12 protein-coding genes are annotated in these 12,364 nt (G+C 41.9%); 8 read left to right on the forward strand and 4 right to left on the reverse strand.

Annotation, left to right across the window (positions count from 1 at the left end; all coding sequences use genetic code 11):
* The first annotated feature begins 199 nt into the window (after positions 1–199).
* From JJQ94_RS04820 to JJQ94_RS04835, 4 genes are all read left to right on the forward strand, one after another.
* Entirely contained in the window at positions 200–709 is a 510-nt protein-coding gene (locus tag JJQ94_RS04820) for a DUF2141 domain-containing protein (protein ID WP_099029446.1), read from the forward strand.
* 148 nt (positions 710–857) lie between these two features.
* Positions 858–1,745 (forward strand): ABC transporter ATP-binding protein, encoded by an 888-nt coding sequence (locus JJQ94_RS04825; RefSeq protein WP_099029447.1) that lies wholly within the window; start codon positions 858–860, stop codon positions 1,743–1,745.
* A 2-nt stretch (positions 1,746–1,747) separates the two neighbouring features.
* Positions 1,748–2,473, forward strand: a complete 726-nt coding sequence (locus JJQ94_RS04830; protein WP_099029448.1) for an ABC transporter permease — start codon at positions 1,748–1,750, stop codon at positions 2,471–2,473.
* A gap of 79 nt (positions 2,474–2,552) precedes the next feature.
* Complete coding sequence (locus tag JJQ94_RS04835) at positions 2,553–2,723, forward strand: hypothetical protein (protein WP_172439903.1); 171 nt, start codon at positions 2,553–2,555, stop codon at positions 2,721–2,723.
* A 98-nt stretch (positions 2,724–2,821) separates the two neighbouring features.
* Here JJQ94_RS04835 and JJQ94_RS04840 read toward each other — a convergent pair whose 3' ends face one another.
* Both JJQ94_RS04840 and JJQ94_RS04845 read right to left on the reverse strand, forming a co-directional pair.
* Positions 2,822–3,178, reverse strand: coding sequence for a hypothetical protein (locus tag JJQ94_RS04840; protein WP_010605604.1), 357 nt, complete (start codon positions 3,176–3,178; stop codon positions 2,822–2,824).
* 199 nt (positions 3,179–3,377) lie between these two features.
* Positions 3,378–3,944 carry a uracil-DNA glycosylase family protein gene (locus JJQ94_RS04845; RefSeq protein ID WP_099029449.1) on the reverse strand — a complete coding sequence of 189 codons (567 nt, stop codon included), beginning with the start codon at positions 3,942–3,944 and terminating at the stop codon, positions 3,378–3,380.
* Between the two features lie 192 nt (positions 3,945–4,136).
* On the opposite strand from JJQ94_RS04845, the gene JJQ94_RS04850 reads away from it, so the two are divergent.
* The 3 genes from JJQ94_RS04850 to JJQ94_RS04860 are packed head-to-tail and all read left to right on the forward strand — an operon-like array spanning position 4,137 to position 6,354.
* A complete protein-coding gene (locus JJQ94_RS04850) occupies positions 4,137–4,442 on the forward strand; it encodes a hypothetical protein (protein WP_010376045.1) in 306 nt (101 codons plus the stop codon).
* Complete coding sequence (locus JJQ94_RS04855) at positions 4,439–6,022, forward strand: PepSY-associated TM helix domain-containing protein (protein WP_099029450.1); 1,584 nt, start codon at positions 4,439–4,441, stop codon at positions 6,020–6,022. Before JJQ94_RS04850 ends, JJQ94_RS04855 begins: the two co-directional genes overlap by 4 nt.
* Positions 6,022–6,354: a DUF3325 domain-containing protein gene (locus JJQ94_RS04860; protein ID WP_045990636.1), complete on the forward strand. Its 333-nt coding sequence runs from the start codon at positions 6,022–6,024 to the stop codon at positions 6,352–6,354. The genes JJQ94_RS04855 and JJQ94_RS04860 overlap by 1 nt, the downstream gene beginning before the upstream one ends.
* A gap of 348 nt (positions 6,355–6,702) precedes the next feature.
* Here the strand turns inward: JJQ94_RS04860 and JJQ94_RS04865 are convergent, their stop codons facing one another.
* Positions 6,703–7,269, reverse strand: a complete 567-nt coding sequence (locus JJQ94_RS04865) for a hypothetical protein (RefSeq protein ID WP_099029451.1) — start codon at positions 7,267–7,269, stop codon at positions 6,703–6,705.
* 459 nt (positions 7,270–7,728) lie between these two features.
* Between JJQ94_RS04865 and JJQ94_RS04870 the strand changes: the two genes are divergently transcribed.
* Entirely contained in the window at positions 7,729–10,611 is a 2,883-nt protein-coding gene (locus JJQ94_RS04870) for an Ig-like domain-containing protein (protein ID WP_099029452.1), read from the forward strand.
* Positions 10,612–10,645: 34 nt separating this feature from the next.
* Here JJQ94_RS04870 and JJQ94_RS04875 read toward each other — a convergent pair whose 3' ends face one another.
* A complete protein-coding gene (locus JJQ94_RS04875) occupies positions 10,646–12,301 on the reverse strand; it encodes a hypothetical protein (RefSeq protein ID WP_099029453.1) in 1,656 nt (551 codons plus the stop codon).
* Between the last annotated feature and the right edge of the window lie 63 nt (positions 12,302–12,364).

The following is a 12,364-nucleotide window of genomic DNA, read 5'->3' on the forward strand; positions in this document are numbered from 1 at the left end:
CCTACGTGAGAATAAAATTAGTCAAATTTGGCTATTCCGTTCGATTACATCGAATGATTATTCCGATCTATTACAGCGCTTGGTCACACTGGTCAGAACAGTCTTTAACATTGTCCGTATCTAACAATTTTTAACAGTATTTACACAATTATCTGACAAGCTAGTGTAGCTACAATTTAACCCTTAATAGGAGCAAAGGATGAGGTCCCTAAGTTTATTGTTTGCGCTGGCACTACTTGCGGCGTGTAGTTCAACAAGTCCGGTAAGCGTAAATACGGTTGCAGGTCCCCCAACGAATCTTACGGTTGAGATCACAGATGTGACCAATACCGATGGTCAAATGCTGGTACTGTTATTTGACAACAGCGCTGACTACCACAGCGATAAAAATGTGAATGATCCTGACGCTCACTTTTTTCGCAAGCTGATTGTCACACCGCAAATTCCTACCACTACGGTCACTTTTGAAGGCGTGCCTGCGGGCCAGTATGCGATTCACGTGATCCATGACGAAGATGGTGATGGCGGCATGGATCGGATGATCTTTCCATTTACTGGCATGCCAAGTGAGCCCTATGCACTGTCGAATAACATTCACGATAGCTTTTCAAAAGGCGACTTTGAAGAGGCTTTGTTTACTGTAAAGGCCCCTGACACTAAGATCCAACTTGCCCTCTCTACGCATTTATCAAAAATGACAGGGCTGTAATGCTTGAATACTCACAGGTGTTGCAATGCCTGTGAGTTCTCTTTTTAAGTTCTGACATTTGTCATTTTATTTCCTGACAACCCTCACTCACGCTTCATCTTATAGCAGCGCATACTGCAAATCGTAAAGTTCAGTAGGAGCGAAGACGGTGAGCAACGCCATTGAGTTATCAAATATCAGTTTTGCATACAACAATACTAAGCCAATATTAGCAGACCTAAACCTTACGCTTGAACAGGGTAAGGTATATTCCATTCTTGGTCCAAATGGCGCAGGAAAAACCACCCTGATCAATATAATGCTTGGCAGACTAAGACCCACTTCAGGACGAGTTTCAGTTCTTGGCCATCAGCCTGAGTCTGATTTTTGTCGCCAGCGCGTGGGTGCCATGATGCAGTTAGGCGGACTACCTCTGCAAACCAAGGTGAGGGAGTTTCTGGCGTTATTTGCAAGTTACCATCAAGCCCCAATTCCATTGGAGAGGTTAATGTCACTCTGCCAATTAGCACCATTTTTAGAACAAACTTTCGATACGTTATCTGGAGGGCAAAAGCAACGACTGTTTATGGCAATTGCACTAGCAGGCAATCCCGACATTGTTTTTTTGGATGAACCAAGTGTTGGTATGGATGTAGAGTCGAGGCAGCAACTGTGGCAGGCTATACGCACGTTAAAACAACAAAATAAAACGGTACTCCTTACCACACACTATCTTCACGAGGCAGAAGCATTAGCAGATGAATTATTAGTTTTAAAAGAAGGAAAATGTACCAAGCTTAACGGCATACCTGAGCTTACCAACACCTATCGTCGCTCACAAATCAAGTTCACCAGCGACCTGTCTGCAGCAGCACTGGTTAACGCACTTCCCATGATAGATCTGAATGTTAAAGGCGATCAGTTCACTATATTGACGGACGAGCCAAACCATATTTTGCAGCAGTTATTAGAGAAATTTTCTATCCGCAATTTGTATGTAGCCCCAATGAGCCTCGAAGAAGCTTATTTATCCTTAATGAATGCTAGGAGCGCTTAACCATGATAAACACAGCATCCTTTATACTTGAAAGCAAAACTGAACTCTTGAGCACATTTAGAAGTAAGGGTTTTGTGATCCCAGCCACACTATTTCCTTGCTTGTTTTATCTTTTCTTCGGCGTGGTGTTCAGTCATCATGACTCCCATAACTATATGTATATCAATTATCTGATATTTGGCATGATAGGACCTGCGCTATTTTCCTTTGGCGTTAACGTCGCCCTTGAAAAGCAAAATGGTTGGCTGATACTCAAGCAGCTCTCTCCCGTTTCTCCCTATCAGTATCTGCTCGCAAAATGTGTGAGTGCGACGGCTTTTTCATTGCTCGTAGCCTGCCTAATGAGCTCGCTGGCATTATTTTCCGGCGTGTCTTTAAGTTTAGTTCAATGGTTACTCGTGATTGCAATTGCCCTGCTCGGCACCTTGCCTTTGTGTATGTTAGGGCTGCTAGTTGGGCTGTCAGTGTCAGCAAAAGCGGCACCTGCAGTGGTTAATTTAGTTTACCTACCACTCTCATTGCTTTCTGGCCTGTGGCTACCTATCACGCTATTTCCTGAAGCAATGCAATGGTTTGCTTGGCTGTTGCCAACTTTCCATATTTCCCAGTTGGCGCTTTCGACCATTGATGCCGCCTTGGGTTTTCCAGTTTATCTCCATGCGGCCGTCCTAATTACACAAACGCTAGCATTATTTTTTGTCGCACAAATTAAATTTAAAAAGGCTTAACAGGACAACCAAAAGCGCACGGTCCCAACCTTGTGCGCTTTTATTTCGTAATTACTTACTCTCTACTAGCTTACTATCAATGCTGAATTTACCAGCACCTGACGCGGCGAGTGCGAGAAAGCCACCAGCCACTGCAATATTTTTAAAAAACATTAAGAATTGTATTTGGTCGGCCAGAGATCTCGATAAAGGACAGGCACTCACCAATTTAGGGGTCACCGTAAGACAAGCTGATTTCGACAAACCGTAAACACTTGACACCGCACTAGCAGGTGTTAAGGAACTGCAAAAAATTAAGCGTATTTTACCGCTGACCTAGTGCACAGGCTCTGCTTGTGCACTTATTTTTTACTCAACCTTACCTTCTAAGGTTGATATCAATAAGTCTCGGCTCACTAAAAAGCCACAAATACTCACCACGACTAAAAAGATACCGTACATAGAGCCGATATAAACCCAGTCGCTTTGGCCAAACCAAAGGCTTGCACGAGTACCATCATTCACTAATAAGATGTTAACAAGAGACAGTGTGATCACACTGCGAAAATAAATCGGTTTATCCATATGGCTCGCAAATGCTGCGATAATGAGGGAAAACAGGCATAAATAGAAGCCTATAACGGAAAACGCACCAGGTTGCATACTAGGATAAAATGCGACGAGGGAAAGAAGTACAGCAGCCCAACCGGTAGTTTTGTATATCATTATCAAGTCCTTTGAAAATGTTAAAAAGTGTTTGTTATGTAAACAAGCTGGAGTATGAGGTAATACTCGTAATTACGCAACTAAATGATGATAAATATTGGCTGATATGACCTTTATTCCTTAGTTTTAAACCTATCAGATTGCCTTTGATTTCAAACCTAATCCTAAAGCATTAATTGCAAACTTAATTAGCGTGTTATCAAGATGATAGCGCAGCTGAAATCCTTGCCTTTAACTGCGGTACTCTGTCTTTTTCAAACCAGTCGTGCCTTTTTAACCAGATCTGATTACGGGGGCTGGGATGAGGTAATGGCAAATGACTTTGACTGGAAAAGTCAGCATTTTTTACCATCTCAGTTACTGATGAATATTGCGTTAAGTAGCATTTTTGCGCATATTGCCCGATAAGTAGTGTTAACGATATCTGGCTGAGTGTAGCTAACACCTGAGAATGCCACGTGGGTGCACAGATTTTAGGCGGCGGTAAATCTCCAGACTTCCCTTTACCCGGGTAACAAAATGCCATTGGCATAATGGCAAATAGTTCAGGGTTATAAAACTGTATTCTACTTACATCGAGCCAGTCTCGCAATCTATCTCCACTTGGGTCATTAAACGGCTGGCAGGTTTGATGTGCTTTTAATCCCGGCGCTTGGCCTATAATTAAGACTTTGGCCTTACTACTGCCTTGGATAATAGGTTTTGCCCCCATGGGAAGCGTTTTATCGCAAAGCTTGCACAGCCTAACACGTTCAAAAATATCCATCTTCCCTTACTTATTTTACCCAATGCCATCGATGGTCATTATGACATAGCCACATTCAAAACCCCATTGAACCAAAAGCACTTAGTCGTTAAAACGCCTCCACTCAATTTAAAACAAGTACGAATCACTATCATTTAGATGCAAATTATTGGATAATATTCTATTACGTTTTCTGTCTTTTTAAGAGGTGCTATGCCTAGTCGGGATAACACAAACAATAAGGCTATTTTGTACAGAGCTGAAGTGCTAGCACGCTTTTTCATCGCTATTTTCGGCGGCTATTACGTGACCGTTTTGGCTTCATCTTTGTTGGCTTTAACTTTACCTACCCCGCGCCTAGATGCGCTTTTATATGCATTAACAACCGGCATCGTCTTTTACGCCATCGTTTTTATTTGGGTGTTTGGATGCCGCTCTTTTAGAAAAGTCTTTCTTGGCATGATCGGACTACTTTGTATTCTCTACGGCGCACTGACGCATTTTGGAGGCTCCCTGTGAGAGAGTCATTTTTTCGCAGTATGACTTGGCTACACACTTGGGTTGGTTTACTCGTTTGTTGGTTGCTGTTTTTAATCTTTTTTGCCGGTACAGCGAGTTTTTTCAGACATGAGATCAGTCTGTGGGCACAACCTGCAACGCACCATCTACCTCATTACGATAGCACTCAACAAAATGAAACCGTCAAAAAGAGTATCGAACGGTTTCGAGATATAGCGCCAAACGCAGAGTCTTGGCGTATTGAAATGCCAACGGAGCGTCGCCCAAGCCTGCTATTGATGTACTCCGAAAAACCAGCCGAAGGGGAGAGACGTGGAAAACGTCACTCGGAGTATCTCGACCCAGTAACGCTGGAGGCACTTCCTGAGTTTAGGGAAACTAAAGGGGGTAACTTTTTCTACCGCCTACATTTTGACTTGCATTACATGAACGCTATCACCGCGCGTTGGATTGTCTGTTTTGCAACTCTGTTTATGCTAATTGCGCTTATTTCTGGCGTGGTGATCCATAAGCGCATTTTCAAAGATCTATTCCAATTTAGAAACGGGAAAGGGCTGAGAAGTTGGCTAGACGCCCACAATCTTTCTTCCGTGGTGGCATTACCATTTCATATTATGATCACTTATACTGGCTTAGTGACGCTTATTTTTATGTTGCTGCCACAACCTGCTGAGCAGCGCTTTGAAGATACAAAAACGCTCCGAGCCGAACGCTACCCCTTTCTTGCTGCGATCCCTGAAACAGGACAACCATTGAAGGAGCTCGCATTAAATACAGCGTTAGATCATTATTTTACTAACTCTGGTGACGCACCGCTTCGCCGCATTGTGATCTCATCGCCAGGGGATGCAAGCGCAACGATTAAGCTTTATGCCAATGCTCAACGTGCTGTTCAGGATGACCCACCAAGCTGGATGTATAGCGCGGCATCTGGTGAGCTGTTAAAAACGCACAATGTGACACTGTCTGGCGCTGAAAATCTCTACGGCGGAATGATAGCACTGCACACGGGCCGTTTAGCAGAGCCGCTTTTGCGTTGGCTGTACTTTGTCGCAGGATTGGCAGGCTGTGCCATGATTGCAACGGGTGCTGTTATGTGGGCAAAAAGACTACGCCAAAAGCTCAAAGGTGATGACAAGCCGGGTGTAGGCCTTAGGCTTGTGGAGTCGCTCAATTTAGGCACCATTATGGGTCTGCCAGCCGCAACGGCGATGTTCTTTTATGCAAACCGATTGCTTCCAATGGAATTAGCGGGACGTGCAGACAAAGAAGTTCTGGTGTTCTTTGTTACGTGGGGAGTATTCACTCTGGCTGCTCTATTTAAGTCGGATAGGCTAGCGTGGCTGCTCTCTGCGAAAGTAAATGCTATCGTGTGGGGCTTACTGCCTGTCGTAAACATGCTAACCACTGATGGCAGCATTGTGAGCTATTTCATTAATGGTCAGTGGGTATTATTTGGTTTTGATGTGATGGCTATTGGTATCGCGTTCGGTTTCTTGGTTCAAGCCAAAAAGCTCGGCAGTACCAAAGCAGCGCCAGCGACACCACGTCGCCAAGCAAAGCATGAGGTAAACGCCTAATGGAATGGCTAACGTTTTTACTTTGCCTGCTAGCGTTTATGGGTTTTGCAGTAGCAAAACCCAATCACTATAAAGAAGTATTTGGTACACGTCCAAAAGGTAACGTAACAAGTCAATTAACCATTGCCGGCTGGCTCTGCCTCGGCGGCAGCTTGGCACTTGCTCTTAAAACTCAGGGGGCCTACGGTAGCTTAGAGTTTATTGGTTATATGACCTTGGCAGTATTACTACTTATCGCTATCTTTGCGACCAAACCTAGTTACTTCAGATCACTATTTTACCTAGTCATTATCGCTATGCTGCTCAGTACGCTGTATTGGATCATATTTTAACTAAGGCGCCACTAACGGCGCCTTTTTTAGATCACAATTTTACTAACATTCCTTTGTTAACTCTTTGAAACCACATCATTTAGCATAAAATATCAGCAATAATGGTGATATACACCGCAAATTTACTAACTCAAACTAAGGTAGGTTAGTAAAATCGTGATCCAATGAGCCCAATTAGCTTAATCAGTTAGTAAAAATATGATCTGGTAGTCTTGTTCTCGGACTAGCTTAGTAAAATCCTGATCTAAGCGCCAAAAGAATACTATTGGTTAGTTAAATTCTGATCCAGAAAGCGAGAAGAGTAATTCTGCTCTGATCCGAGCTTAAGCTTTATCTTACCTTCAAGGTCTATAGCGCTCTATGCTGCGCTAAAAAGTCACGAGTCAGTTCGTTGGCTTGAGTAATTTCTTCTGGTGACATTTTTCCCTCGAGATCTCTGATTGTCCACTCAACTCTGCCAAATACGTCACTGTTACTCACCACTTCTACAAAAAAGTAAGCAAAAGCGAGAGACTTAACATAATCCTGCCCACCAGTTTGTGGATCTAAGTGTTGAAAGCCAGAGATAAGCTTTAGCATCGAACTCTCACCACCTTGAAGTGCGACCTTGTGCGCTAAGCGATACTTAGTCGTGATAAATGCTTGTCGACGCGAAACTTGTTCATCTCTTGGGACATCTTTTAACTTCAGCTCATCAACCAGCTCAACGTCGCCCAGTTGCCAAAACAAAGACACCGCTTTATCTGAGCCCTTTTCAGCAGCTTCTATCAACATGTCAACATAAGGGCCATCGCGATCTGCGATGCCTAAGCACATTTTAAATTTTCTATGCATACTATCTATGATTTCATAGTACTCATCATTAGCATGCGCTCGTTCAGCCCAAGTATCGAGTTCGCTCTGCGTTTTAGGCACTCTTCTGCATATTCTTATGTTGTTTGCATTTTGAAATAGACTCTCACGATCTAAATGATCCGATTGGGTTATGACTTCATTACTTACAGTTTTCTTGCTCGCATAAGCTTTTATTATGGAAGGTTTTTCAACGACATTAATATCGTTACTTGCCGGTATTTTATGAGTATTTTCGTACAAGATCAGAGAAAATATAATGCAAAGGCTAATAAAAATGACTATTACAGCTAACTTTTTCAATCAACAACCACTCCCAACTCTTCATGATTTACACAGAGATATAATTAGGTGAACCAGAATTAACTACTTACTGCTATCCAACAATAACTCGTGCTATATTCTTTCGACAAAAAGTTTTTCATAAAAAAACAGCCAAACTAAGTTACTGATAATAAACAATGTAAGTAACTCATGATACCCCCTTAAATATAAAGTTCTTATAAAACAAAAGGATTATGTATGCAGAGCGTACATTTAAAAGTAAGTAATAGCTTTGCTCTAGCACTTCTTCTTACCGCTTCATTTGCTCAAGCTCAAAATGAATTACCACAGTCTTATTTCAACCTCTCTGAAATTGGACAATTTGAAAAAGTTTTACACGCAGAGAAAAAACTAAATGGAGAGCATGAAATAGTATTAGTCGACACAATCGACAATTCTAATTATGTGACTTTCTTAGTCAAAAAAGATGATCGTTTTATCGTTAATCAAAGAATGTTACTTGGTGCAGCTACAAGTAAACATGTACTTGTTACTGTAAATAACACTACGTCTCAGTTTTTAGTCTTGGCAGCAGAAAATCGCCTATTAGTTATTGATACTAATAGTAAAACTCTTGTTAATTCGACTGAAATATCAACATCTCCCATTGTTTCTTTGCAAAAATCGCCTTGGAAACAAAGCGAGGTGTTGATTACAACAGCAAGTTCAATATACGCAGTATCCATCGACAGTAATACCGAAGTTCGAAAACTATCTGATGTTGGTGGTAGCATGCTCGCAGGTAGCTTTACTGCTGAGAATCGTAAACAGATATTGCTGTCCACAGGAGCTATCTATGAGCTCATCGCGGAACAGTTAACGGTGGTGGGTAATGCCAATGCAAATGTATTATCTGGCAAAAACTTCTTAAAGACTTTAGATGAAAATAAGGACGGTATTCACGAAATCTTAATGCAAAATGACGCTGATTCTCAAGTTGAGATCTTTGATAGTATTTCTCAACGAGTTGAAGCTATTTTCGGACTGCCAGATGAGCACCGAATAGTCCATCCAATAAATCAAACAGAAACTGATAAGTTGATAACTTGGTCATCGCACACAAGAGGCTTCGAACGGCAGTTTGAGCGATACCGATACTGTGTTAGAGACTTAAAAAGAAATGCTCCCGCAGCAAAATGCTATCGCTTCGATCATGACCTTGCATATTTCCATCGTTTTATAACCTACTATGGAGACATCACTTTCGATGGTAAAGTAGATTTGATTTATACTACTGAATTTAACAGTCAAAACATTATTTTTGATACTCATGTCGCTTCACAGCAAGCCATGCTACCAGAATATGATGTTCGCTGTATGCATTCTCAGCAGAATATGGTTGAGGATGTCAACAACGATCAAGCGCAATTATCTTGCCACTCCAAAGCGCTTTTTGAAAGTGCAATGAGCGGGGGAATTCACACCAAGAACATGAGAACCAAAATCAGCTTACAAAACAGCGATACACTCTCAACGTATACGTATGATTCTGAATTTGCTGAGTACCTCACAAGCAAAAAGTTTGAATTTTATGATGACTTCAACAACGATGGAAAGCTAGATAAACTCTTCTATACGTATTTGCTACTCGACAAATATCCTCATCGCTTCATTGTTACCACTCAAGAAGAAGCCAATGAAAACAGTCTAGATAGTGCTACTCTCCCTCTAGAGTTTCATTTCGAACCACTTAAAAAGCTTGTCTATGCAAGAACGATAGAGAGCCATCTATTGCATGGGTTATATGTTCAAGTGCAGGATTCTACATGGTATTACCAATTTAATTCAGAATTTCAGCAAATTGGTGAAGGGTCATATGTCGACATAGCATCAGCAGCATACCATGAAGAAATTGGCACTTATGCCTTAACGAAAGATGGTGCCATTCTTGTGATCAATACAAGCGAAACTCCACTTCCAATCACAAAAGTGTGTGAAGGTGATGTGCCGGTCGGGTTACACCAAAGTGGCCCACATTCACTGATCTATTCTTGCACTACAAAGTTCGGCCAGCTTGATACATTTTCTCAGCAAATAGATTGGGAAATTAATGGGGTTGCCAATAACGGCTATGTTAATACTTCGGTAGTGAACGATAGTAAGTTTTTGGTGACATCTGGATCCGCTCCCCAAGTGTTTGAAATCGCAAAAGGTCAGCCAAATCAGGAAGTAATACCGCCACTCGACTATAGAGTTCATATTAGCGAGCAATTATCTATTACGCTACCAGAAAAACATGAAAATACCTCCTACGCTTTCACAAATTTCACCCGTCATGGGGAGCTAAGCTCAATAGATCCTGCACCTAGTCAGCGCTTTTTATATCAGCCACAGTCTCTTGGCCATGAATACTTAGAATATAGTGCAACGCAAGGAGAGTGGGAAGTCGCAAAAGGGGACGTCAACATTGAAGTCTACAATGCCCAACCACAAATAAACAATATTGAAGTGGCTACTCACTGGAATAAGCCCTTAAAGATTACATTACCTGCAGAAGACGAAGATTCAACATCTTTAAGCTATTCCTTGCTAGATAAAGAAAATATAGAAGGGCTCACATGGCTTGATAGAGAAGCCGGGATTTTACTATTTACACCCACATCTTGTTGCGGTGACGTCCATATACAATACAAAGTAAATGATGGTTATGTGGACTCTGAAACTGGCATTGTATCGATTAAACTCACCAACAGCACACCAACCGCCGAGAACTTGGCGTTTGATGCTGTACGAAATGAGCTGACAACAATTAAACTTGATGGTAACGATGCTGACTCAGACCTACTTATTTACACTGTGAGTAACCCGAATAAGCTTGCAAATTTCACTTTTGATAGCCAAACAGGGGTTGTAAAATTTACAGCGAATGAGAGTACACCACAAAATTTCCACTTTGAGTACTTTGTATCTGATGGTTTCGCGAACTCAGAAACTAAGATGGTTGAAATCAGTGTGAAAAATCAGCCAAAAACACCACCCGAGAAAGATTCTGGCAACATGAATATGCTTTTACTTATTTTACTCCTAGGGACCTTCATCCTGAGATCCCCAAAGCATCTGTTAACCTTTAAAAAAGGTTAACTCTAATGTAGGAGCTCATTGAGCTCCTACCATTTTACTCACCTTTATTCCAATCCAGCTGCATATCCCATACATATCGGTGCTCTGGCTCTAGAGGCTGTTGAGAATCATCGACTTGTTCAAGCACATTACGCGCTTTTACTATGGTGGCGTCACGACCAAATAGGTAACTTTGCTCTTTGACAATGGTCAAGTAGGCTTTATTCAGTGCCAGCGCACGTGGTTTTGATGGTGTGATCAATTCATAAAGGTTTTTCGCAGACTGCACTTTTTTGCTGTTTACCGTGCCATCTTCGTTAAACCAGCGCATAAGCATCTCTTGGTTTTGCCTAAACTCATCCCCGCCGCCAACACGCATCATATAGGTCAAGAATTCGCCCTGCACTTCGCCTTTGTTAGGTACATCTTGCATCTCTTTTAAATTGATATAACCCCAACCCAGTTTGCCTTCAACTTTACGCGCAAACGAGAAGGTTTGGTCATAGGTTGAGCCAATGGTTTTGTGACAACCATTACAAAAAGCAAGCTCTTGCTCATGTTGCGGACGAAGTGCACCATTTTTGTCTTCAATATAACCGTTAATCGTCCAACCGAAGTTGTTATTGATCCCTTGGTCGCCCAAATAAAGCGTTTGAGGATAATTTTCGAATGACTTTTCTTTCGCTTCTCTATAGTAGGCAGCACCGAGCGACTGCTTAGATTTAAAATTGTGCTTTTTCATATAGCGCACTTCTTTCATTCTTGGCGCATTAAATACTTGGCCATTATCATCCACTCCAATATAACGAACGGTGTGTAAAAACTCGGTGTCTTGTGGATATAACTGATGAGCAAGCTCGATAGTATTGGCATCACCAAGGTAACGTTCACTACGCAGCATGTTAGTGATCTGCGTGAGTTTGCCATCACCATTCAAATCTACGCCAACTCGCGATTCAGAAATAACTGGCGTTGATATTTCGTCAAGCCCCTTTACAGCCATTTCAACTAGACTTAAGTTGGCAAGGTAGACGTCCTGATTATACGTTCCACCTTTTTCTCTAAAGGAGTCAGCAAGGCGGATCATGACATCCCCCGTAGAACCATTGGTCGGCCAGAAAGTACTAGGGAAAGGTTTATAATTGAATGCCACCCAGCCACTGCCATCCTTTGCTATACCCAGCTCATCGAAGGCTTTTTCTGGATACGCCAAGTTGTTAAGCGGGGTGATCTCACCTTTCCAATCAGGGTTATTTTTTAGTTTTTTGATGAAAGGGGTGTAATTATCTTGATTGACCCAGTTAGTAATATCTTGATCTGAGATACCTTTGATAAGCTCAGAGCGATCTTTAAACAGGTTTTTCCAGTGGTTTTTAAATCCAAGATCGGAAAACTCATAGGCGCCTTGTAAATTGGCATCGCGCATCATGTTTGGTCGGTTTTTTTCATCATATGATTGATGACAGGCATAGCAAGGATTATTCACGCCATCCGTTTTGGTGTAACATTGAGGTGGGATCACTGATTCAGGGTTATAGACTTCATTGTGCTGCATAAATGCGGTCGCAGGAATATCATCACCCTGTTTATAAGGTGCTGTAGTTTGCGCCGACATAAGTGTGGTATTGGTTAGCCCTTGAGTCTGTTCATCATTACAACCAAACAAGGCTACGCTCGTCAATGCCACTAGAATTAGGCTAACGTATTTCATTTTTATGACTCCAAAATTTTGCTAAAAAAAAGCAGCGCACCATGAAGTGCGCTGCTACTTGCT

Source organism: Pseudoalteromonas sp. GCY (assembly GCF_016695175.1).
Taxonomy (GTDB): domain Bacteria; phylum Pseudomonadota; class Gammaproteobacteria; order Enterobacterales; family Alteromonadaceae; genus Pseudoalteromonas.